Below are 20,879 nucleotides of genomic sequence, written 5' to 3'. Positions count from 1 at the left end.
TACCTGTGGAGACGTTGTGGTCCGGAGCGTCGAACAGGTAGGGAGAGTTTGACGCCGGTGGGCCGTTGCAACGGCCACTACGTGCAGGAGTCCCCGCCGAAGCGGGGACTCCTGCAGTGGTCAGGGAACTTCCTCGCCGGCTACCAGGCCTGGAGGGCGGCGGTACGGCGACTCGCCTCCGCCATCTCGGCAGCCTTGAGCGCGGTGGACTCGAGCCCGCCGTGCTCGGCCCACCACTGCTGGCCGGCGGCGGGGAGGGTGTGGATCGGGTCGTAGTACTCGTAGGTGCGCGACAAGGCGTCGGGGTCGGCCGCCTCGATGGACGTCTTGTAGTTCTTCGTCCAGTAGGAGATGCCACGCTCGGTGTCGTAGTCGGCGAGCTGGTGCACCCAGCGCTTCCCGACGAACGGCACGTCGCAGACGATCCGCGGGGTCGCGAAGCCGGGGAGGTAGCCCATGATGTGGTGCTGCAGCTTCTGCGCATCGGCGACCGAGACCCGCCAGTGCTCCGAGAACGGGATCATGTCGCACATGTAGAAGTAGTAGGGCATGATCTGCGCCCCGTCGAGCAGCCGGAAGCACAGGTCGAGGAGGGTGTCGCCGTCGGCGTTGACGCCGTTGAGCAGCACCCCTTGGTTGCGTACGTCGCGCACGCCCGCGTCGAGCATCGCGCGCGTCGCCCTGGCGACGATCGGGGTGATCGAGCTCGCGTGGTTGGCGTGGGTGTGGATCGCAAGGGAGACCCCACGCGAACGGGCGATGGCGGCGACGCGGCCGACGCCGTCGACGACCTCGGGCTGCAGCCAGTGCTGGGGGAGCCCGATCAGGGCCTTGGTGGCGAGCCGGATGTCGCGGATGTTGTCGACCTCGAGCACCGAGGTCAAGAACGCCTCGAGCCGCGGCCACGGCATGTTGGCCACGTCGCCACCGGAGACGACGACGTCGCGCACCGACGGCGTCCGGCGCAGGTAGTCGATCATGTCGCCGATGCGGTCGTTGGGCTTGCCGGCGAACTTCAGCTTCTCGATCACCGGCGTCGAGTTCCCGACGAGGTCCATGCGCGTGCAGTGCCCGCAGTACTGCGGGCAGGTCGGGAGCAGCTCGGCCAGCACCTTGGTCGGGTAGCGGTGGGTCAGCCCCTCGGTCGCCCACATGTCGTGCTCGTGCAGCGAGTCGCGGGTGGCGTGCGGGTGTGACGACCAGTCCGTACGGCGATCGCTGAACACCGGGATCATGTAGTTGCGGATCGGGTCGGCGTACAGCGCCTCCGTCAACGAACCGGGACCGGACGGCACCGCGGACGGCATCATCGTGTTCATCATCTGCGGGGGGATGAGCATCGACATGGTCGCTCGCTCGGCCTGGTCGCGCTCGAGGTCGGCGTAGAACCGCTCGTCGACGAGGTCACCGAGCAGCTCGCGCAGCTGCTTGACGTTCTTGACGCAGTGGGCGCGCTGCCACTGGACCGATTCCCAGTCCTCGGCCGTGACGTCGCGCCAGCCCGGGAACCGGGTCCAGTCGGGCTCCACGAGCTCGACCCGCTGATAGGGGTAGGGCTGTCCGGACTCACTGCGCCGATCGGTGGGGGCGGGTGAGATGTCGAGGCTCATGGGTGCTCCAAGGGCGAGGGTGGCCGGTCGGGCTGGCTGGGTCTGGTGCGCGCGGCGCGTCAGTTGTGTGAGCCGCGCCTCATCTGCCACGATACGAGGAGATTGTCCGGCAAGTCCAATGACGCGCCGCAATATCTCCTGTATCGACACCCATATGACGGAGGACGAGCGGATGTCACGCGAGTCGACGAGTGATCCCACCGGCCTGCACCGGGTCCTGGACGACGCGGTCGTGCTGCCGCAGGCGGCCCAGCGGCTCGACACCAGCGCCGAGCTGTGGCCCGACGAGGTCCGAGTTCGCGTCGAGAAGCTGAACCTCGATGCTGCGTCCTTCCGCCAGCTCGAGGGAAAGCACGGTGGCGACGGCGACCTCGTGCGCGCGGAGGTGCTCGACATCGTCGGCACCCGCGGCAAGATGCACAATCCCGTCACCGGGTCCGGCGGCATGCTCGTCGGCACCGTCGAGGAGGTCGGCCCGGAGTCGACCCTCGGCCTCGCGGTCGGTGACCGCATCGCCGCCCTGGTCAGCCTGACGCTCACGCCACTGGTGATCGAGGACGAGCTGAAGCAGTGGGACGGTCGCAGCGAGCAGGTCCCGTGTGACGGCTACGCCGTCCTGTTCGGCCGGTCCATCGCCGCAGTCATTCCAGACGACCTGCCTGCCGCCCTGAGCCTGTCGGTCATGGACGTCTGTGGTGCCCCGGCCCTGACCGCGCGCGTGGTGGCCGACTACGCCGAGCCCACCGTCGTGGTGATCGGGGGAGGCGGCAAGTCCGGCTCCCTGAGCCTGGCCGCCGCTCGTGAGGCCGGAGCCGGCCGGGTCATCGGGGTCGTGCCGCAACACGAAGAGGCGGAGCGACTGCGGGGTGCCGGACTCGCCGACGAGGTCGTGATCGCCGACGCCCGCGACCCGGTCGCCCTGCGCGACGCGGTCGCGAAGGCCGGGGGACCGGCCGAGGTCACCGTCGTCTGCGTCGACGTGCCCGGCTGCGAGGGCGGAGCGATCCTGGCCACCGCCGAGGGCGGCACGGTCATCTTCTTCTCGATGGCCACCTCCTTCTCCGCCGCAGCGCTGGGCGCCGAGGGGCTCGCTGCGGACGTCAAGATGATCGTCGGCAACGGCTACGTGCCCGGCCACGCGGCGTACGCCATGGAGCTCCTGCGGGGCAACGCCGGCGTGCGTGGCCTCTTCGAGGGGCGACTGTGAAGACCACCGGAAAGCTCGGCCTCGACACCGCCCAGATCCGTGAGGCGCGCACGCTCGCGCGACGGGTCGGCAAGCCGATCGTGAGGACGGCCCAGCGACACACGACCGTGAGCGTCGAGCGCGCCACCCTGCGGCTTGCCGGACTCGCTGGCGCCGACTCCGAGGGCACGCCGTGGGTCAACCGCCTCGCCGACGTGGTGCGCGCGGACGTCGGGCTCGAGCACGGCCTGGCTCTCCCGGTGTGGGACGCCCTGCTGCGCGGCGAGGCGGACGACCTCGAGACGCTGGCCCAGAAGGCATCCGCCGGCTCCATCACCTTCCGCCTCCCGGAGGGGAAGGACGCGATCCGCGCGGCCAAGGCCTCGCACAAGGCCGTCGGTCAGGGCATCAAGCAGATCGACCGTCGCCGCGTCGAGCGCGAGCGGATGATCGCCAAGGTCGGCGACGCGCCTCGCAAGCCGTGGATCTACCTCATCGTCGCCACCGGCGACATCTACGAGGACATCCCGCAGGCCCAGAACGCCGCGCGCGAGGGCGCCGACGTCATCGCCGTCATCCGCAGCACGGGGCAGAGCCTGCTCGACTTCGTGCCGGAGGGCGCGACACGCGAGGGCTTCGCCGGGACCTACGCCACGCAGGAGAACTTCCGCCTGATGCGCGCAGCCCTCGACGAGACGAGCCGCGAGCTCGGGCGCTACGTCAGGCTGACCAACTACGCCTCCGGCCTGTGCATGCCCGAGATCGCCGCGCTGGCAGGCCTCGAGCGGCTCGACATGATGCTCAACGACTCGATGTACGGGATCCTCTTCCGCGACATCAACCCGATCCGCACCTTCGTCGACCAGCGCTTCAGCCGCCAGGTCCACGCCCGCGCCGGCATCATCATCAACACGGGCGAGGACAACTACCTCACCACCGCCGATGCGGTCGAGGCGGCACACACGGTCACGACCAGCCAGCTCCTCAACGAGTACTTCGCCAAGGAGGCCGGCCTCGAGGACTGGCAGCTCGGACTTGGGCACGCCTTCGAGATCGATCCCGAGGTGCCCGACTCGTTCCGCCTCGAGCTCGCCCACGCGATGCTCGCGCGCGACCTCTTCCCGAAGGCGCCGCTCAAGTGGATGCCGCCGACGCGGCACATGACCGGCGACGTGTTCAAGGGCTACCTCCTCGACGGGTTCTTCAACCTCGTCGGCGCGCTGACCGACCAGGGCATCCTGCTCGTCGGGATGATGACCGAGGCGGTGGTGACGCCCTGGCTCTCCGATCGTGACCTGGCGCTGCAGAACGTCCGCTACGTCATGAACGCCGCCGGCAACCTGCACGAGGACTTCTCCCCGAAGCCGGGCGGCTTCATCGTCAACCGGGCCCAGGAGGTCCTGGGCGACTCCATCACGCTGCTCCAGGACATCGAGGGCCACCCCAACGGCCTGCTCGACGCCATCGCCGACGGCACGTTCGGCCTGATGAAGCGCCCCGCCGACAAGGGCCGCGGGCTCGAGGGCGTCGCGAAGAAGGCACGCGACTACTACAACCCCGCCACCGAGATCCTGGAGGGACGCCTGTGAACGAGCGCAGCGAGCGAACCATTCAACGCAGCGCGGTCTGTGCCTCATGCGCGCACGGAGCGAAGCGAGTACGCGCATGAGCCTCATTCGTCCGTACGGCGACACGACCGGCGACGGCATGGTCCAGCTGTCCTTCACGCTGCCGATGGCGCACTCGAAGATCGCCGAGGGAGCCGCGGCGCAGCTCGCCAACAAGATGGGCATGGACCCCGCGATGGTCGTGCACTCCAAGGCGATGGGGCCCGACTTCACCTTCTTCGTGGTCTACGGCCGGGTCAACCACCTCGTCGACCCCAGCGTGGTCGAGGTCGTCGAGCGCGACTACCCGCTGCTCACGCCGAAGGAGGCCAACGCGGAGATCAAGCGCACCCTGCGGCGCCGGATGGTGGTCGTCGGCGGCTGCATCGGCACCGACGCCCACACCGTCGGCATCGACGCGATCCTCAACATCAAGGGGTTCGCGGGGGAGAAGGGACTGGAGTACTACCGCGAGGTGAAGGTCGTCAATCTCGGTGCCCAGGTGTCCGTCCCCGAGCTCGTCGAGGCCGCTCGCACCGAGAAGGCCGACGCGGTCCTCGTCTCGCAGGTCGTCACCCAGCGCGACGCCCACCTCCTCAACACCCGCGAGATGTCGGCCGCCTTCCGCGAGTCCTATCCCGCGGACAAGCGCCCGCTGCTCGTCGTCGGTGGCCCCCGCTTCGATGAGACGATGGCCGACGAGCTCGGGGTCGACCGGGTCTTCAGCCGCGGCACGACTCCCGGCGAGGTCGCCTCCTTCCTCGTCCACCGCCTCACCACCAGGGAAGCGTCATGACTGATTCGCGCATCGGCACCACCGTCACCCACCGCCGCTACGTCCCCTACAGCCACGCCCACTACGCCGGCAACCTCGTCGACGGTGCCTACTCCCTCGGTCTCTTCGGTGACGTGGCGACCGAGCTGTGCATCCTGCTCGACGGTGACGAGGGCCTGTTCGCGTCCTACTCCGACGTGCAGTTCAAGGCGCCGGTGCACGCCGGTGACGTCCTCGAGATCACCGCGACCCTGGTCAGGGCCGGCACCCGCAGCCGGGTCATGGACTTCATGGTGAGCGTCGTCGCCAGGGGCGCGGCCACACCCGAGGCGCCCGGCGCGGCCGCCTCCCTCACCCCGCCCCTCGTGGCGACCACCGCCACCGGCACGGTGGTCGTGCCGCCTTCCCCAGCGCGGGAGTGAAGGTCGCGGCGTGTCACGCTCCGACACGCCGATCCCCGCATCTTTTTTGCCCAATTCTTGTGGTGTACGGCGCCGCGCTGACCTGCGAAGATGCGCGTTGCCGCAGGTCAGCGGCCTGTTGACACGCGTCGCCCGGACAGCGAAGGTGCCGTGGTCCGCCCGTGCAGATCATGGCTGGCGGACCGGCGTCCGAGTGGCCGGATCGGGGGGTGTGCAGCCAGCATCCGAGCCGAACTGGTTCACGGAGGTCGGTCTCGCACCATGAGGGTGGAGACGGGAGGGGCGCAGGCTCCGTAGACAACTTCCTGCTGTCCGCAGCCAGCTGGCAGTGGGTTGGTCCGAAGGGTGTGCGCGCCTCCCGTTCCCCTGCAAGGAGCGCGGCCATGACGGGCGATGACCGCCCGACGGCTAGCGTGTGCGCGTGCTGCTCCGCTGCGTCGTCGCCCTGCTCGGCGGCGTCGTGCTCTCCCTGGGCTTCGCCCCGGTCAGCTTCGCTCCCGCACTGCCGATCGGCATCGCGATCCTCGTCCTCAGCGTGCGCGGCACCAGGCTGCGCTGGGCCTGGCTGCCGGGGTGGCTCTTCGGGCTCGCCTTCTTCGGCGGCCTGCTGTGGTGGCTGCGGGTCGTGGGTCCGGACGCGTGGGCCGCCCTGTCGGTCGTGCAGTCCGTCTACTTCGCCCCCTTGGGTGTCGCGTTCGCTGCCCTCACCCGCCTGCGCTGGTGGCCCGTGTGGTGCGCGTGCGCGTGGGTGAGCGTCGAGTCGTGGCGCGGCGCATGGCCGTTCGGCGGCCTCACCTGGGGCCGGTTGTCCTTCGGCACCGCCGACACCGTGTGGGCGGCGGGGCTGCCCTGGCTCGGGATGACCGGGGTCAGCCTGCTGATCGCGCTCACCGGCAGTGCGCTGGCCTGGCTGGTGACCACTCGGTTGCGCAAGCCGGCGGCCGCCCTGCTCGCCGCCGCGGCGCTGGTCGCGGTGACCTGCGTGCCGCTGCTGGCGACGTACGACATCGAGCGGGGGCGCAGCCTGCGGGTGGCCGCCGTGCAGGCGGACGTGCCGGGCGACGGCACCGACGTGCTTGCCCACCACCGCGACATCACGCGCGCCTTCTCCGACCTGACGGTCGAGCTGGCCGGTGCGGGGGAGCGGGTCGACCTCGTCGTCTGGTCGGAGAACTCCACGGCCGTCGACCCGTTCAGCGACGTCGAGGCGCGCGCCGAGATCACGACCGCCTCCGACGCGATCGGGGTGCCGATCCTGGTCGGCGGGATGGTCGACTCACCCCGCGAGAAGGAGGTCCTCAACCAGGGCATCGTGTGGCAGCCCGAGATCGGTGGGGGAGACCGCTACACCAAGCGCCATCCCGTGCCGTACGGCGAGTACATCCCCTACCGGGGCTCACTGATCCCCGACACCTACGGCCAGCTCGCACTGATCCCGCGCGACATGGCCCGCGGCACCAGCCTCGAGCCGCTCCGGATCGCCGGGACCAGGATCGCGGACGCCATCTGCTTCGACGTCGCCTACGACGACGCCATCCACGGCCAGGTCGCGAACGGGGGCCAGCTGATCACCGTGCAGACCAGCAACGCGATGTTCATCAACACCGCCCAGATCGACCAGCAGTTCGAGATCAGCAGGCTGCGCGCGATCGAGACCGGGCGCTACGTCGTGGTCGCCGCGATCAACGGGGTCTCGGGCATCATCGCGCCCGACGGGGAGGTGCTCGAGGCCGCCGATCCGCGCACCCGCGCCGTGGTCGTCGGGGACGTCACGCTCGCTGCCGAGCTGACGCCGGCCGTCGCGGTGGGTGCATGGCCCGGACGTGTCATCGTCGCCATCACAGTTGTTTCTCTGGCATTCATTCTGGTCACGTATCGTCGCAAGGAACGGCCGAATTCCGCGCCGGGCCGTATTCTCGACACGTGAGGGGAGACCAGTGAGCACAGCCGAGCTTGGTCGAGTTGTGATGGTGATCCCCACCTTCAACGAAGCCACCAACCTTGAGCTCATCGTCGCCCGCCTGCGGGCCGCGGAGCCGAGCATCGACGTCCTCGTGGTCGACGACAACTCGCCCGACGGCACCGGCGACATCGCCGACCGGCTGGCCGCCGAGGACAGCCAGGTGCAGGTCCTGCACCGTACGGCGAAGGGCGGGCTCGGCGCTGCCTACCTGCACGGCTTCGCCGTCGCGCTCGAGCAGGGCTACGACGTCATCGGCGAGATGGATGCCGACGGCTCGCACCAGCCCGAGCAGCTGCACCGCCTGCTCGGCGCGCTGGTCGACGCCGACCTCGTGATCGGCTCGCGCTACGTCCCGGGCGGGTCCATCGTCAACTGGCCGCGGCGGCGCGAGCTGCTCTCACGCGGCGGCAACCTCTACGTGCGGCTGCTGCTGGGCATGGGCGTCAAGGACGCCACGGCCGGCTTCCGCCTGTTCCGCCGCCCCACGCTGGAGAAGATCGACCTCGCGACGGTGACCTCGACCGGCTATGTCTTCCAGACCGACATGGCCTACCGCACCGTCATGGCCGGCCTGAAGGTGTCCGAGGTGCCGATCGAGTTCATCGAGCGCGTCCGTGGCGACTCCAAGATGAGCGGCCAGGTCGCCAGCGAGTCGCTGAAGAAGATCACGCTCTGGGGCCTGCACGAGCGTCGTGAGCAGGCGCGGCGCGCGCTGCGCCGGCGCGACGGGCGGCGCACGACCCGGAAGGGCCCGCGCGGGAGCACCCCATGACGCGACGCAAGATCCCCGCCTGGCTGCTCGTGGTGGCCTTCGTGGTGGTGCCGCTGCTGGAGATCTTCGTGCTCATCCAGGTCGGGCAGGTCATCGGCCCGTGGTGGACGATTCTGCTGCTGGTCGCCGCCAGCATCATCGGTGCCTGGTTGATCCGCCGCGAGGGCGGCCGCGCCTTCGCGGCCCTGCGCACTGCGCTCGGCAGCGGTCAGATGCCGGCCAGGGAGCTCGCCGACGGTGCGCTGATCCTGATCGGCGGCACCCTCATGCTGACTCCGGGCTTCGTCACCGATCTCCTCGGGATGGCGCTGATCCTCCCCTTCACGCGTCCACTCGCGCGCCGGGCGCTCACCGGGGTGGTGTCCCGGCGCCTGGTCGGCGCCGGCGCGACGGCGTACATGCCTCGAACCGGCCCGGGCGCGATGCCCGGAAATCAACAACGCCCCCACCCGAACCCTGGCGGGTCCGTGGTGGAGGGCGAAGTGGTCGACTAGGGCGTGGCTCCTTAATCCGAGCGCGATGGTCCGTGATTGTTGACCTATGTCTCGTCTTGCTGTGCTCTCAGACGCCCAGTGGCGCCGGATCGAGCCATTGATGCCGTCCTCTCAAGGGCAGCGGGGTCGCCCGTTTCGCGATCACCGTCAGGTGGTGGAGGGGATCATCTACCGGCTCCGGACCGGGCTCGCCTGGCGTGACCTCCCTGCCGCGTTCGGGCCGCACCAGACCGTCTCGAAGCGGCACCGACGTTTCAGTGCGGACGGGACCTGGGACAAGATCCATGCCCGGCTGGTGGCCGACGCCGACGCCGCAGGCGATCTCGACTGGACGGTCTCGGTCGACTCCACGATCAACCGTGCCCACCAGCACGCCACAAACATGACTCGTTCCGAACGGCCCGCCGGCGTGCACCTCGAGGGCCACACAGGGGGTTGAGTCGAGTTACATGAATCGGGCCGCCGCGCCCGGGTCCGAACCGCTGGACCACGCGATCGGACGTTCGCGGGGCGGCTTGTCGACCAAGGTCCACCAGCTGGTGGACGGCAAGAAGCGGCCACTGGTTGTTGCCGTGACGGGCGGGCAGGCCGGTGACTCCCCGATGCTGAAGTGGCTGCTCGCGGATCTGGCTGTCGCGCGGCCAGAGCGCGGGCGCCCACGCACCCGACCCGACGACCTGCTCGGCGACAAGGCCTACTCCTCACGCGCCAACCGGACGCTGCTGCGCAGCAAGCGCGTGCGGGCCGTGATCCCGCAACGAGCCGACGAGATCGGACACCGTCAACGCCGTGGCTCCGCCGGGGGACGACCACCCTCCTTCGACCCGCTCACCTACAAACGGCGCAACGTGGTTGAGCGGTCGTTCAACGACCACAAGCACTGGCGCGGCATCGCCACCCGCTACGACAAGCTCGCCTACGTCTACCGGGGCAGCGTCGTGCTCCGCGCCATCACGATCTGGCTACGCGAATAAGGAGCCACGACCTAGTCGAGCAGGTCAGGAGACCTTGCGCTTCTTGGCGTTGGCGCGGTGAAGGTGCGCCGGGCCGATCTGACCGCCACGGAGCAGGTCGAGGCGCTCCTTGAGGATGTCCTCGAGCTCCTGGGTGGAACGGCGCTCGAGCAGCATGTCCCAGTGGGTGCGCGCCGGCTTCTCGACCTTCTCCTCGGGCAGGATGCCGGCGGTGCTGAGGGCCTTGGCGCCGCAACGCGGGCACTCCCAGTTCGCGGGGATGTCGGCCTCGACCGACATCGTGATCTCGAACTCGTGCCCGTGGTCGCAGCGGTAACCCACCTGCTGACGAGCGGCGAACTCGATGCCGCGCTCGTCTTCAAAGCTCTGGCCGCCGAGCCTCGCGCCGCGTAGTGTGCGCTCCGCCATTGAGCCACCTCCAAGTGTGCTGAAAAGTTTGTCCGCCCGGTGATGGGGACGGTCATGAGACGGGCGGACTGGCTTGTCCTGACGCCGGTTGTGCCGACGTTTACGTCTCGATTCAATCAACGTTAGCGGGGTGCGCAAGGTTCCGGGGAATCCGGAGACCTGCCTCACCCGTCGGGGGAGACAGGTCACCGACGACGGGGCACGGGTGCGGTCAGACGACGGCGGGCATGTCGTTGCCGGCCTCGCGGATGCCGCGCTCGGTGTCGACCCGGGTCAGCAGCAGCCCACCGATCACGAAGAAGGCGATCAGCGCGAAGATCGCCGGTCGGTAGGAGTCGGTGATCGCGAGCACGATCGCGAAGGTGGCCGTCCCGAACCACGACGTCCCGCGGTCCATCGCGTGGTAGAAGCTGAAGTACTCGGCTTCCTTGCCGCGCGGGATCAGCAGCGAGAAGTAGGAGCGCGCGAGGGCCTGGGTGCCGCCGAGGACGACGCCGATGGCCGCGCCCAGGACCAGGAACAACGGCACGTTGCCGGCCGGCAGGAAGAGGGCGACGGTGACGATGACCATCCAGATCACCAGGCCCATCAGGATCGTCTTCTTCGCACCCTGGCGGGCGGCGAGGCGGCCGAAGAGCAGGGCTCCGAAGAACGCGACGAACTGCACCATCAAGATGGTGGCGATGAGGATCGTCTGGTCGTGCCCGAGCTCCTCGGCGCCGTACACCGAGGCGGACGCGATGACCGTCTGGATGCCGTCGTTGAAGAAGAGGTAGGCCAGCAGGAAGGTCAGCGCCATCGGGTAGTTCTTCATCTCGCGCAAGGTCGCGCCCAGCTGGCCGAAGCTGCGCCTGACCGCGTTGCCCTGGACGGGCTCGACGTCGGCCGGCGGGTGGTTGTTGAGCCGGCGGAAGGGGATGAGGGTGAACGCGGCCCACCAGACGGCAGCCGACAGCATGCACAGCCGCGCGGCCATGCCCTCCTCGAGACCGATCTTCTCGTGCCCGAGGAAGACGGCGAGGTTGACGACCAGCAGCAGCCCGCCGCCGAGGTAGCCGAACGCCCACCCGCGTGACGAGACGCGGTCGCGGTTGGCCTCGTCGGAGATGAGCGGGAGGATGGAGTCGTTGATGACTCCCGCCGCACCGAAGCACAGGTTGCCGATCACGATGCCGACGGCCGCGAGCTGCCAGTTGTCGCCCGTGGCGAAGAAGATCAGGGCTGCGAAGAAGGCGCCGGTCCACGCGAAGAACGCGAGCAGTCCCTTCTTGTTGGCCGTGCGGTCGGCGTAGGCGCCGAGGGGCGGCAGCAGCAACGCCGACAGGATCGTCGAGGCGGTGATCAGCCAGAAGAACAGCGAGCCGGGAGGCATCGAGAAGGGGCCGACGTCGAAGCGACCGCCCTCGCCCACGGCGTTCTCGGCGAGGTTGATGAAGTAGGGGCCGAAGAAGACGGTGCCGATCGTGGTCGTGTAGGCACTGTTCGCCCAGTCGGACCAGTACCAGGCCTTCTGCTCCTTCTCCTGCTCGAGCGGCCTGAGGTCAGCGATCCCACCGGGAACCGTGTTGCTCATGACTTGTCCTCCCATTGGCCGCGGGATCGCAGCACGTCGATGAGTATGTCGGTGCGATCGGTGATCAGGCCATCGACACCACGCTCCAGCAGCTCGATCATTTCGTCGCGTTCATCCACCGTCCACACGTGCACCTGGACGCCGTTCGCGTGCGCGCGGCGGATGACGCGTCGCGATGCCACGACGAGCCGACCGCGCCGGTGCGGGATCTGCAGCGCGTCCGGTCGGCCCGGCGTCAGCAGCCGGGCGAGGGCGGAGGTGGGGGACAGGACGTAGGCCGCGACCTCCAGCGGGTGCGCGGAGGTGGCCACCCGACCCCGGGTCAAACGGCGGAAGGTACCGAGGCGAGTCCTGGAGAACGAGCCGACCAGCACCCGGTCCCACGCCTCGTTGGCCGCGATGAACTCCGCGAGCGCCGAGACGGCCCCGGCCGACTTGATGTCGATGTTGAAGCGGGCGTCGGGAAAGGCCTCGAAGAGCTCGATCAACGTCGGGACGCGCTCGCGGCCACCGATGAGGGCGGCCTGCACATCGGCGTACGACGTCTCGGCGATGCTGCCCGTGCGGTCGGTCACCCGGTCGAGGACGTCGTCGTGGAAGGCGAGCAGCACCCCGTCGCCGGTCACGTGGACATCGGTCTCGAGGTAGGTGTAGCCGAGGGCGACCGCATGGGTGAACGCGGCCATCGTGTTCTCGAGGCCCTCGATCTCGGGGTGGTAGGCGCCACCACGATGTGCGAAGGCCAGGACGCTGGCGTGGTCGAGGTAGCGACGTCTCACGCGAGCAGTATGGCGGTGCTCAGGGGCGAACGGTGTCGCGTTGCCAGACGAAGGGTGTTGTGGTGGTGACGCGCACGAGGCCGGACCGCTCCAGGATCGGTCGCGACATCTCGGTGCAGTCGGATTGGAGGTATCGCACGCCGCGGTCGATCGCCGACGACGCCCGGGCCGCGACCAGCGCGCGGTAGATGCCACGGCCGCGCCACGGCGCGATCGTGGCGCCGCCCCACAGGCCGGCGAACTCGGTCCCCGGGACCACCTCGAGCCGGCCGGCGCACACGACCTCGCCGTCCGCCTCGGCGACCCAAGCCTCCGACAGGCCGTCGGGGTGCACGAGGCGAGCGATCAGTGCGTCGCCCGAGGGGCCGTCGCCGAACGCGGCCGCCTGCATGGCGGCCATGCGGTGCGCGTCGTCGGTGAACGTCGCGGCGTCGGGGTCGAGTCGTCGCAGCGACACCTCGGCCGGGATCTCGACGGGTACGGGGAGCGCGGCCGCCTCACCGATCATCACCGTCTCCTCGGGCTCGGCGCGGAGGCCCGCCGCCAGGAGGTGGTCGGCCAGGTCGGCGGGCGCGTCGTGGCCGCGGGTCTTCCACTCGAAGTCCTCGACGTCGGTCTCGTCGCGGAAGTGGGCGATGGTGCGCCGGATCAGCGCGTCGAGGTCGGCCCCGGCAAGACCGTCGAGGTCGCGGTAGCTGACGAACCCGCCACGGTCGAAGCGCCCGCGCACCAGCGGTCCGTCGGTGGAGACGTCCGTGGCGGTGAGCAGCTCCGCCTCGCGGCGGAGCTGGGCGTCGTACGCCTCGAGCAAGCTGCTCGACTCAGATGTCACGGAACGTTTCGATGTTGGCCCCGAGGAGGTTGAGCCTCTCGGCGAGGTCCTCGTAGCCGCGGTGGATGACGTAGGTGGAACGCAGCACCGAGGTGCCCTTGCAGGCCAGCATCGCCAGCAGGATCACCACGGCCGGGCGCAGCGCGGGCGGGCAGACGATCTCCGCGCCGGACCAGTGCGTCGGGCCCTCGACCAGGACGCGGTGGGGGTCGAGCAGCTTGACCTGGGCCCCGAGCTTGTTGAGCTCGGTGAGGTAGATCGCGCGGTTCTCGTAGACCCAGTCGTGCAACAGGGTCTGGCCCTCGGCGACCGCGGCGATCGCGGCGAAGAACGGGAGGTTGTCGATGTTGAGGCCCGGGAAGGGCATCGGGTGGATCTTGTCCAGCGGAGCCGTCAGGTCGCTGGCGCTCGTGGTGAGGTCGACCAGGCGCGTGGCGCCGTTGGCGGCGACGTATTCCTCGGTGCGGGTGTAGCGGAAGCCCATCTCCTCCAGCGTCGCCAGCTCGATCTCGAGGAACTCGATCGGGACCCGGGTGATGGTGATCGACGACTTGGTGACGATCGCGGCCGCCAGCAGCGACATCGCCTCGATCGGGTCCTCGGAGGGGGAGTAGTCGACGTCGACGTCGATGCGCTCGCAGCCGGTGACGCGCAGCGTGGTGCTGCCGACGCCGTCGATGACGACGCCGAGCTTCTGGAGGTAGAAACAGAGGTCCTGGACCATGTAGTTGGAGGAGGCGTTGCGGATGACTGTGGTGCCCGGGTGCAGGGCGGCGGCCATCAGGGCGTTCTCGGTGACCGTGTCGCCGCGCTCGGTGAGCACGATCGGGCGGCCGGGCTCGACGGCCCGGTTGACCTGGGCGTGGTACATCCCGTCGGTGGCCTTGACCTCGAGGCCGAAGGGACGCAGGGCCGACATGTGCGGCTCGACGGTGCGGGTGCCGAGGTTGCAGCCGCCGGCGTAGGGGAGGTCGAAGCTGTCGCTGCGGTGCAGCAACGGGCCGAGGAACATGATGACCGAGCGGGTTCGGCGAGCCGCGTCCTCGTCGATCTTCGTCAGGTCGAGCTCGGCGGGCGGGATGATCTCGAGGTCGTTCTGGTCGTTGAGCCAGCGGGTCTGGACCCCGAGGGAGGTCAGCACCTCGAGCAGCCGGTTGACCTCCTCGATGCGCGCGACCTTGCGCAGCGTGGTGCGACCGCGGTTCAGCAGCGAGGCACAGAGCAGGGCGACACCGGCGTTCTTGGAGGTCTTGACCTCGATCGACCCCGACAGCGTCGTGGGACCGGTGACCCGCAAGTGGGTCGGCCCGGCACCCAGGGCGACGATCTCGGAGTCGAGAGCGGCGCCGATACGCGCCAGCATCTCGAGCGAGAGGTTCTGGTGACCCTTCTCGATCCGGTTGATGGCGCTCTGGCTGGTGGCGAGCAGCTCGGCCAGCTGGTGCTGGGTGAGGCCCCGGTGCTTGCGCGCGTCACGGATGAGGTTCCCGATGCGACCCTTGTAGTCCGTCTCCATGGAGATCACGGTATCTCAGATATGAGATACGACAAGCAGTGCCAACGCGGCGAGCCGCGTCACACCCGGGAGCCCTCCACCGTCGTGCGAGGATCGGCGTCATGCGCGCAACGACCATCCACGCCCCCGGTGACATCCGCGTCGAAGAGGTCCCCGACCCGACGATCACCAAGCCGACCGACGCCATCATCAAGGTGACCGCGGGCTGCATCTGCGGCTCGGACCTGTGGCCCTACCGCGGCTTCAACGACATCACGCCCGGCGACACGATCGGCCACGAGTGCGTCGGCATCGTCGAGGAGGTGGGTGCCGAGGTCACCGACTTCAAGCCCGGCGACTTCGTCATCGTGCCGTTCGACCACTGCGACAACACCTGCGCCCACTGCCGCAACGGCATGCAGGCCGGGTGCGTCAACCTCGGCTTCACGATGAGCGGCCAGGCCGAGTACGCCCTGGTCACCCAGGCCAACGGCTCCATGGTCAAGACCGACGCGATGCCCGACGCCGGCCTGGTCCCGTCGCTGCTCGCCCTCTCCGACGTGATGGCCACCGGATGGCACGCAGCCGTGTCGGCGGGTGTGAAGCCCGGCAGCACGGCGGTCGTCGTCGGTGACGGCGCCGTCGGCCTGTGCGGCGTGCTGGCTGCCGCGCAGATGGGCGCCGAGCGCGTGATCGCCATGTCGCGCCACGAGTCCCGCCAGGACATCGCCCGCCAGTTCGGCGCCACCCACATCGTGGCCGAGCGCGGCAAGGAGGGCGCCGCCCGGATCGCGGAGATCACCGACGGCATCGGCGCCGACGCCGTCCTCGAGTGCGTCGGGACCGACCAGGCGATCAAGACGGCCTTCGCCGTGGCCCGCCCCGGGGCGACGGTCGGCTTCGTCGGCGTACCCCACGACGTGGAGCTGCCGGTGCGCAAGATGTTCCAGCAGAACATCGGGCTGGCCGGCGGGATGGCGCCGGTGCGCAAGTACCTCCCCGAACTGCTGGAGCGGACGCTCTCGGGGGCGATCAACCCGGGCCTGGTCTTCGACCTGACGCTGCCGCTGGACGAGTCGCCCGAGGGCTACCGCGCGATGGACGAGCGCCGCGCGATCAAGGTGCTGCTCCAGCCGTGAGCCCGTTGGGTCAGCGAGAGCTGCCCTGCAGGGCCCGGCCGCGCGCGCACTCGCAGGAGTCGGAGCACGGGAGGTAGGTGTGCTGGCCGTGCCCGCACTCGACGCACGGGCGATCGTGCGAGAGGTGCTCGGTGGTGCTGGTGACGGTGTCCCACATGTCTCGACGGTGACACGACCGGGCGGCGCTCGCAGCCGAACGCGCGGGAACAGGTGCCATCGGGCCATCACAACCACCCAGGATGACTAGGCGGCGCGGACGACCGGTGTCCTAGGCGGGCACGATCTCCGCGACCAGCGCCTCGACGCGCGCGCGGATCTCGTCGCGGATCGGACGGACGGCCTCGATGCCCTGACCGGCCGGGTCCTCGAGCTTCCAGTCCTCGTAGCGCTTGCCGGCGTAGAACGGGCAGGCGTCACCGCAGCCCATGGTGATCACCACGTCGGAAGCCTGGACGGCACCGTCGGTCAGGATCTTCGGGCTGGCCGCGGTGATGTCGATGCCGACCTCGGCCATCGCCTCGACCGCGGTGGGGTTGATCGTCTCGGCCGGCGCGGACCCGGCGCTCAGCACCTCGACGCGATCGCCGGCGAGGTGCTGCAACCAGCCGGCGGCCATCTGCGAACGGCCGGCGTTGTGGACGCACACGAACAGGACGGTGGGCTTCACTGGGACTCCTCAGGGGTGGGATAGAGGACGCGCACGAGTCCGAGGGCGAGGGCCCCGCCGATGACCTGCATGAGCAGGAATGGCGCGACGGAGCCCGGGGCGATCCCGGCGAACGTGTCGGAGAACATGCGGGCCACTGTGACCGCAGGGTTGGCGAAGCTGGTCGAGCTGGTGAACCAGTAGGCCGCGGCGATGTAGCCACCGACGGCGAAGGCGATGCTCTCGGTGCGACCGGAGCGGACGCTGCCGAAGACGATGACGACGAGGCCGAGGGTCGCGACCACCTCGGCGATGAGGAGGTGGCTCCCGTCGCGCTGGGTGCCCGCGACGGAGACCGCGTCCAGGTCGAACATCAGGTTGGCGAGTACGGCGCCGAGGATCCCGCCGACGACCTGGGCGGCGACGTGACAAGCGGCGGCCAGTGGGGCGATCAGCCCCAGGCCGAGCTCCACCAGCGTCACCACCGGGTTGAAGGCGGCCGAGACCGGCTGCAGGGACAAGATCAGCGCCACGAGCACTGCGCCGGTGGCGGTGGAGTTGATCAGGAGCTGCAGCCCGACGTCGTCGGTCAGCCGGGTCGCCATGATGCCGGACCCGACCACGGCCGCGACGAGGAAGGCCGTCCCGACCAGCTCGGACAGACCGCTGCGCAGGAGGGTCACCGGGCCACCCCGCCCAGCAGGGTGCCCAGGTCGGTGAGTGCCTCGGTGTGCACGCGGTAGTAGACCCACACCCCGCGCTTGCTCCGGTCGAGCAGGCCGGCCTCGTGCAGGACCTTGAGGTGGTGGCTGATGGTGGGCTGGCTGAGGTCGAAGGCGTCGTTGAGGTCGCAGACGCACGCCTCGCCGCCCTCGTGCGCGGCCACCAGGCTGAGGAGCCGCAACCGGACCGGATCGGCGATCGCCTTGAGCATCGGCGCGATGCGCTCTGCCACCTGGGCATCCATCGGCTGCTTGAGCACGGGGGAGCAGCACGCCACCGACTCGGCGGCCGTGAGCGTCAGTTCAGACTTCGACATGGATCAATATTGACAGATGTCGATATCCTTGTCACTCTCAGACATCGACAACCATCAATATTTAAGGAGCTCCACATGTCTCGTCTGCAACTCGCCCTCAACGTCAACGACCTCGACGCCTCCATCGCGTTCTACAGCCACCTGTTCGGCACCGAGCCGGCCAAGACCCGGCCGGGCTACGCCAACTTCGCGATCACCACGCCGCCGCTGAAGCTCGTGCTGATCGAGAACCCCGGCAGCGGGGGATCGGTCAACCACCTCGGTGTGGAGGTGGCCGACACGGCCACCGTCGAGGCGGAGCAGGAGCGGCTCGCCGCTCTCGGCCATGCGGTGATCGAGGAGAAGGACACCACCTGCTGCTACGCCCGCCAGGACAAGTTCTGGGTGCAGGACACCCCGGACGCCGAGCGCTGGGAGATCTACACGGTGCTCGACGACGCGCCGGTCGTGGACGCTCCTGCCGCAGAGGCGACCTGCTGCGTCTGACCGGTCGGCTCCGGCCTCAGCCCCACGCGGGGCCGGAGCCGCCCACCCGCTCGACGAGGCGCCCGGCGACGTACGCCGCGTTGGCCCGCAGCACCTCGGGCGGGACGGGCGGGAGGTTCTCCTCCCAGTCGAGCAGGCAGGAGCCGCGCAGCTGCGGCATCCGGGCCGGTCGGCCGAAGAAGAACGGGTGCGCGTGTGCCCCGCCGTCGCCGTAGCGACCGATGTGGCAGCGCCCGACGCTCGGCAGCTCTTCCACGGCAGCGGCGATGCGCACCATCAGCACCCCCAGCTCGGCTGCCAGGTCGTCGGGCAGGTCGGCGATGTCGAAGTGCTCGACGGGACGCAGGATGAAGGAGACCGGCAGCTTCATGTCGAGCGCGACCAGCGCCCAGCGCTCGTTGCTCCACGCGACCCGGGCTGCGCGCTCGGCCGGCATCGGCGACTGGCAGGAGCAGTCAGCAGGGTCCTCGCCCTCACGTGGCGGCTCGGCGTCGAGCAGCGGCTCGAGCGGCTTGATCAGCAGCCCCTCGAGCTCGAAGGGGAAGATGTCCCAGCCCGGCATCGCCTCGATGGCCACCGGCAGGCGTCCCTCGTCGTCGGTGGCGGCGGCCACCCGGGCGTGGAACTCCTCGGCGGTCTCCAGCTGGTGTGTGTCGCTCATGCGGACATCCAAGCAGCCGGTCCGCCCTCCCGCCGCCCGGAATAGCGACGGTGGAAGGTTGTTGAATCCTGCATGAAGAACATCGGCTTCCTCTCCTTCGGCCACTGGACCCCATCGCCGCACTCGCAGACCCGCACCGCGGCCGACGCGCTGCACCAGGCGATCGACCTGGCCGTGGCGGCCGAGGAGCTCGGCGCGGACGGTGCCTACTACCGCGTGCACCACTTCGCGCGACAGCTCGCGTCGCCGTTCCCGCTGCTGGCTGCTGTCGGCGCGCGCACGAGCAGGATCGAGATCGGCACCGGCGTGATCGACATGCGCTACGAGAACCCGCTCTACATGGCCGAGGACGCCGGCGCGTCCGACCTGATCGCCGACGGCCGGCTCCAGCTCGGCATCAGCCGCGGATCACCGGAGCAGGTCATCGAAGGCTACCGCCACTTCGGCTTCGATCCGTTGGACGGCGACCACGCGACGATGGCGCGCGAGCACACGGCGGTGTTCCTCAGGATGCTCGAGGGGGAGGGGTTCGCCGAGCCCAACCCTCGACCGATGTTCCCCAACCCGCCCGGGCTGCTGCGCGTCGAGCCGCACTCCGAGGGACTGCGCGACCGCATCTGGTGGGGCGCCGCGACCCGCGCCACCGCTGAGTGGACCGCCGAGCAGGGCATGAACCTGATGAGCTCGACGCTGCTCACCGAGGACACCGGCGTGCCGTTCCACCAGCTGCAGGCCGAGCAGATCCAGCGCTTCCGCGACGCGTGGCAGGCCGCCGGACACACACGCACGCCGCGCGTCTCGGTCAGCCGCAGCATCATGCCGCTCGTCTCCGAGCTCGACCACGCCTACTTCGGCACCGAGCGGCGCAGCACCGACCAGGTCGGCATGCTCGAGGGCGGCAAGGCACGGTTCGGCAAGACGTACGCCGCTGAGCCGGACGTCCTCGTCAAGCAGCTCGCCGAGGACGAGGCCGTCGCCGCTGCCGACACGTTGCTGCTGACGGTGCCCAACCAGCTCGGAGTCGACTACAACGCCCAGCTCATCGACAACGTGCTGACCCTGGTGGCGCCCGAGCTCGGCTGGCGCTGAGCTCAGAGCGCGCGGAGCCCGGCCGTGACCGCCACGGCGACCACGACTGCGAGCACCAGCGAGTGGCGGCGCCACAGCAGCACCCCGGCCACGGCCACCCCGACGGTGTGGGCGCCCACCGACCACGTGCGGCCGGTGGCCAGCCGAGGATCAGCACCCAGACCTGGGTGGGCGACAACGTCATCGCGACCTCCGCACGAGGCCGAGCAGCGCGACCGCGCTCGCCGCGAGGATCGGGACGCCCGGGGGACTGATCGGCACGAGCGCCAGGGCGAGCGCGCCACCGCCCAGGGCCGCCCAGCGTGCTGATGGGTCCCTGACCTCGGCGATGAGCAGGGCCAGGAAGAACGTCGGATAGATCGCGTCGAGCCCCAGCCGGTGGGTGTCGCCGAACGCGTCCCCGAAGAAGGCGCCGGCCACCGAGCCGAGCACCCAGGCGACGTACTGCGGAACCGTGGTGCCGAAGAGCAGCCACCGGTCGAAGGTGCCGTCGCCCCGGTTGGCGATCGCCCACGACGAGTCCACGACCGTCTGGCCCTGGACGGCGCGCTTGAGCGGCCCTCCCGGCAGCGACGGCGCGAGGGCGACGCCCATGGCGAGGAAGCGTGAGTTCATCAGGCTGGCCGCGGTGAGGGCAGCGGGGATGCCGCCACCCGCGATGACGACCGACAACATGGCGAACTGGGCAGACCCGGCGAAGACGATCGCGGACGTGACCACGGCCTGGGCGACGCTGAAGCCTGCCTGCCGCGCCAGCACCGCGAAGGAGAGACTGAGCAGGAAGCCGACCACGCCGAAGGGGACGCCGATCCTCAGGCCGCGACGGAACGCAGCCTGCGCTCCAGCTTCTGCCCGTTCCACCACCCGCGCAGTCTAGGAACGCGACACAGCCGGTGATCGTTGGCCCCGGGAGTGCAGGACGCGAGAGG

The 20,879-nt window shown here is 69.7% G+C and carries 23 protein-coding genes; 11 read left to right on the top strand and 12 right to left on the bottom strand.

The genetic code is table 11. The features are described from left to right. Positions 1–140: 140 nt before the first annotated feature. Positions 141–1,610 (bottom strand): KamA family radical SAM protein, encoded by a 1,470-nt coding sequence (locus C9J87_RS16240; protein WP_107706052.1) that lies wholly within the window; start codon positions 1,608–1,610, stop codon positions 141–143. A gap of 172 nt (positions 1,611–1,782) precedes the next feature. Between C9J87_RS16240 and kdd the strand changes: the two genes are divergently transcribed. The 8 genes from kdd to C9J87_RS16200 all read left to right on the top strand — a co-directional run bounded on the left by kdd (position 1,783) and on the right by C9J87_RS16200 (position 9,803). Beyond that, positions 1,783–2,817, top strand: coding sequence for an L-erythro-3,5-diaminohexanoate dehydrogenase (gene kdd / locus C9J87_RS16235; RefSeq protein ID WP_107706073.1), 1,035 nt, complete (start codon positions 1,783–1,785; stop codon positions 2,815–2,817). Beyond that, entirely contained in the window at positions 2,814–4,385 is a 1,572-nt protein-coding gene (gene kamD / locus C9J87_RS16230; protein ID WP_107706051.1) for a lysine 5,6-aminomutase subunit alpha, read from the top strand. Before kdd ends, kamD begins: the two co-directional genes overlap by 4 nt. A gap of 76 nt (positions 4,386–4,461) precedes the next feature. Next, the gene (gene kamE / locus C9J87_RS16225) at positions 4,462–5,199 is read left to right on the top strand and encodes a lysine 5,6-aminomutase subunit beta (protein WP_010832894.1); all 738 of its coding nucleotides are present in this window, start codon (positions 4,462–4,464) and stop codon (positions 5,197–5,199) included. Continuing rightward, entirely contained in the window at positions 5,196–5,600 is a 405-nt protein-coding gene (gene kal, locus C9J87_RS16220) for a 3-aminobutyryl-CoA ammonia lyase (protein WP_010832895.1), read from the top strand. Before kamE ends, kal begins: the two co-directional genes overlap by 4 nt. Before the next feature lie 421 nt (positions 5,601–6,021). Continuing rightward, entirely contained in the window at positions 6,022–7,527 is a 1,506-nt protein-coding gene (gene lnt / locus C9J87_RS16215) for an apolipoprotein N-acyltransferase (RefSeq protein ID WP_157953235.1), read from the top strand. A 40-nt stretch (positions 7,528–7,567) separates the two neighbouring features. Further along, on the top strand, positions 7,568–8,335 hold the full coding sequence (locus tag C9J87_RS16210) for a polyprenol monophosphomannose synthase (RefSeq protein ID WP_107706050.1): 768 nt from the start codon (positions 7,568–7,570) through the stop codon (positions 8,333–8,335). Beyond that, positions 8,332–8,829, top strand: a complete 498-nt coding sequence (locus C9J87_RS16205) for an FxsA family protein (RefSeq protein ID WP_107706049.1) — start codon at positions 8,332–8,334, stop codon at positions 8,827–8,829. The genes C9J87_RS16210 and C9J87_RS16205 overlap by 4 nt, the downstream gene beginning before the upstream one ends. Positions 8,830–8,875: 46 nt before the next feature. Continuing rightward, a protein-coding gene (locus tag C9J87_RS16200) for an IS5 family transposase (RefSeq protein ID WP_408635563.1) occupies positions 8,876–9,803 on the top strand; the annotation gives its coding sequence in 2 pieces (ribosomal slippage) (positions 8,876–9,235 and positions 9,237–9,803; 927 coding nt in all). 24 nt (positions 9,804–9,827) lie between these two features. On the opposite strand, the gene C9J87_RS16195 is transcribed toward C9J87_RS16200, so the two are convergent. The 5 genes from C9J87_RS16195 to C9J87_RS16175 form a co-directional block, all read right to left on the bottom strand. Then, positions 9,828–10,211 (bottom strand): RNA polymerase-binding protein RbpA, encoded by a 384-nt coding sequence (locus C9J87_RS16195; protein ID WP_010832899.1) that lies wholly within the window; start codon positions 10,209–10,211, stop codon positions 9,828–9,830. Between the two features lie 211 nt (positions 10,212–10,422). Beyond that, a complete protein-coding gene (locus C9J87_RS16190) occupies positions 10,423–11,784 on the bottom strand; it encodes an MFS transporter (RefSeq protein WP_107706048.1) in 1,362 nt (453 codons plus the stop codon). Beyond that, complete coding sequence (locus C9J87_RS16185) at positions 11,781–12,563, bottom strand: glycerophosphodiester phosphodiesterase (protein WP_107706047.1); 783 nt, start codon at positions 12,561–12,563, stop codon at positions 11,781–11,783. The genes C9J87_RS16190 and C9J87_RS16185 overlap by 4 nt, the downstream gene beginning before the upstream one ends. Positions 12,564–12,582: 19 nt before the next feature. Continuing rightward, positions 12,583–13,395 (bottom strand): GNAT family N-acetyltransferase, encoded by an 813-nt coding sequence (locus C9J87_RS16180; protein WP_107706046.1) that lies wholly within the window; start codon positions 13,393–13,395, stop codon positions 12,583–12,585. Beyond that, on the bottom strand, positions 13,385–14,911 hold the full coding sequence (locus C9J87_RS16175) for a helix-turn-helix domain-containing protein (protein ID WP_107706072.1): 1,527 nt from the start codon (positions 14,909–14,911) through the stop codon (positions 13,385–13,387). The genes C9J87_RS16180 and C9J87_RS16175 overlap by 11 nt, the downstream gene beginning before the upstream one ends. 101 nt (positions 14,912–15,012) lie before the next feature. Between C9J87_RS16175 and C9J87_RS16170 the strand changes: the two genes are divergently transcribed. Next, positions 15,013–16,029: a zinc-dependent alcohol dehydrogenase family protein gene (locus C9J87_RS16170; protein ID WP_107706045.1), complete on the top strand. Its 1,017-nt coding sequence runs from the start codon at positions 15,013–15,015 to the stop codon at positions 16,027–16,029. A gap of 10 nt (positions 16,030–16,039) precedes the next feature. Here the strand turns inward: C9J87_RS16170 and C9J87_RS19765 are convergent, their stop codons facing one another. The 4 genes from C9J87_RS19765 to C9J87_RS16155 all read right to left on the bottom strand — a co-directional run bounded on the left by C9J87_RS19765 (position 16,040) and on the right by C9J87_RS16155 (position 17,714). Continuing rightward, the gene (locus C9J87_RS19765) at positions 16,040–16,186 is read right to left on the bottom strand and encodes a hypothetical protein (protein ID WP_156887197.1); all 147 of its coding nucleotides are present in this window, start codon (positions 16,184–16,186) and stop codon (positions 16,040–16,042) included. 111 nt (positions 16,187–16,297) lie between these two features. Next, a complete protein-coding gene (locus C9J87_RS16165) occupies positions 16,298–16,696 on the bottom strand; it encodes an arsenate reductase ArsC (RefSeq protein WP_269801755.1) in 399 nt (132 codons plus the stop codon). Beyond that, complete coding sequence (locus tag C9J87_RS16160) at positions 16,693–17,358, bottom strand: aquaporin (protein WP_010832906.1); 666 nt, start codon at positions 17,356–17,358, stop codon at positions 16,693–16,695. The genes C9J87_RS16165 and C9J87_RS16160 overlap by 4 nt, the downstream gene beginning before the upstream one ends. Beyond that, the gene (locus tag C9J87_RS16155) at positions 17,355–17,714 is read right to left on the bottom strand and encodes an ArsR/SmtB family transcription factor (protein WP_010832907.1); all 360 of its coding nucleotides are present in this window, start codon (positions 17,712–17,714) and stop codon (positions 17,355–17,357) included. Before C9J87_RS16155 ends, C9J87_RS16160 begins: the two co-directional genes overlap by 4 nt. A 75-nt stretch (positions 17,715–17,789) precedes the next feature. Here C9J87_RS16155 and C9J87_RS16150 point away from each other — a divergent pair, with 75 nt between their 5' ends. Continuing rightward, positions 17,790–18,200: an ArsI/CadI family heavy metal resistance metalloenzyme gene (locus tag C9J87_RS16150; RefSeq protein WP_010832908.1), complete on the top strand. Its 411-nt coding sequence runs from the start codon at positions 17,790–17,792 to the stop codon at positions 18,198–18,200. 16 nt (positions 18,201–18,216) lie between these two features. Here C9J87_RS16150 and C9J87_RS16145 read toward each other — a convergent pair whose 3' ends face one another. Continuing rightward, positions 18,217–18,861, bottom strand: a complete 645-nt coding sequence (locus tag C9J87_RS16145) for a hypothetical protein (RefSeq protein ID WP_107706044.1) — start codon at positions 18,859–18,861, stop codon at positions 18,217–18,219. Positions 18,862–18,933: 72 nt separating this feature from the next. Here C9J87_RS16145 and C9J87_RS16140 point away from each other — a divergent pair, with 72 nt between their 5' ends. Then, positions 18,934–19,950 (top strand): LLM class flavin-dependent oxidoreductase, encoded by a 1,017-nt coding sequence (locus C9J87_RS16140; protein ID WP_010832910.1) that lies wholly within the window; start codon positions 18,934–18,936, stop codon positions 19,948–19,950. A 180-nt stretch (positions 19,951–20,130) separates the two neighbouring features. Here the strand turns inward: C9J87_RS16140 and C9J87_RS16130 are convergent, their stop codons facing one another. Continuing rightward, the gene (locus tag C9J87_RS16130; RefSeq protein WP_232211605.1) at positions 20,131–20,814 is read right to left on the bottom strand and encodes an AzlC family ABC transporter permease; all 684 of its coding nucleotides are present in this window, start codon (positions 20,812–20,814) and stop codon (positions 20,131–20,133) included. Between the last annotated feature and the right edge of the window lie 65 nt (positions 20,815–20,879).

The sequence above is a fragment of the Nocardioides allogilvus genome (genome assembly GCF_003047285.1).
GTDB lineage: Bacteria > Actinomycetota > Actinomycetes > Propionibacteriales > Nocardioidaceae > Nocardioides > Nocardioides allogilvus.
The sequence above is the reverse complement of the archived record's forward strand: the minus strand, read 5'-3'. Positions and strand labels throughout refer to the sequence as shown.

Excerpts from the sequence above, each read along its gene's own strand:
- C9J87_RS16195 (WP_010832899.1), bottom strand. The coding sequence starts at position 10,211 with ATGGCGGAGCGCACACTACGCGGCGCGAGGCTCGGCGGCCAGAGCTTT.
- C9J87_RS16150 (WP_010832908.1), top strand. The coding sequence starts at position 17,790 with ATGTCTCGTCTGCAACTCGCCCTCAACGTCAACGACCTCGACGCCTCC.
- C9J87_RS16240 (WP_107706052.1), bottom strand. The coding sequence starts at position 1,610 with ATGAGCCTCGACATCTCACCCGCCCCCACCGATCGGCGCAGTGAGTCC.
- kdd (WP_107706073.1), top strand. The coding sequence starts at position 1,783 with ATGTCACGCGAGTCGACGAGTGATCCCACCGGCCTGCACCGGGTCCTG.
- C9J87_RS16170 (WP_107706045.1), top strand. The coding sequence starts at position 15,013 with ATGCGCGCAACGACCATCCACGCCCCCGGTGACATCCGCGTCGAAGAG.
- C9J87_RS16140 (WP_010832910.1), top strand. The coding sequence starts at position 18,934 with ATGAAGAACATCGGCTTCCTCTCCTTCGGCCACTGGACCCCATCGCCG.
- C9J87_RS16210 (WP_107706050.1), top strand. The coding sequence starts at position 7,568 with ATGGTGATCCCCACCTTCAACGAAGCCACCAACCTTGAGCTCATCGTC.
- kal (WP_010832895.1), top strand. The coding sequence starts at position 5,196 with ATGACTGATTCGCGCATCGGCACCACCGTCACCCACCGCCGCTACGTC.
- C9J87_RS16145 (WP_107706044.1), bottom strand. The coding sequence starts at position 18,861 with ATGAGCGACACACACCAGCTGGAGACCGCCGAGGAGTTCCACGCCCGG.
- C9J87_RS16155 (WP_010832907.1), bottom strand. The coding sequence starts at position 17,714 with ATGTCGAAGTCTGAACTGACGCTCACGGCCGCCGAGTCGGTGGCGTGC.
- C9J87_RS16175 (WP_107706072.1), bottom strand. The coding sequence starts at position 14,911 with ATGGAGACGGACTACAAGGGTCGCATCGGGAACCTCATCCGTGACGCG.
- C9J87_RS16205 (WP_107706049.1), top strand. The coding sequence starts at position 8,332 with ATGACGCGACGCAAGATCCCCGCCTGGCTGCTCGTGGTGGCCTTCGTG.
- kamE (WP_010832894.1), top strand. The coding sequence starts at position 4,462 with ATGAGCCTCATTCGTCCGTACGGCGACACGACCGGCGACGGCATGGTC.
- C9J87_RS16190 (WP_107706048.1), bottom strand. The coding sequence starts at position 11,784 with ATGAGCAACACGGTTCCCGGTGGGATCGCTGACCTCAGGCCGCTCGAG.
- C9J87_RS19765 (WP_156887197.1), bottom strand. The coding sequence starts at position 16,186 with ATGTGGGACACCGTCACCAGCACCACCGAGCACCTCTCGCACGATCGC.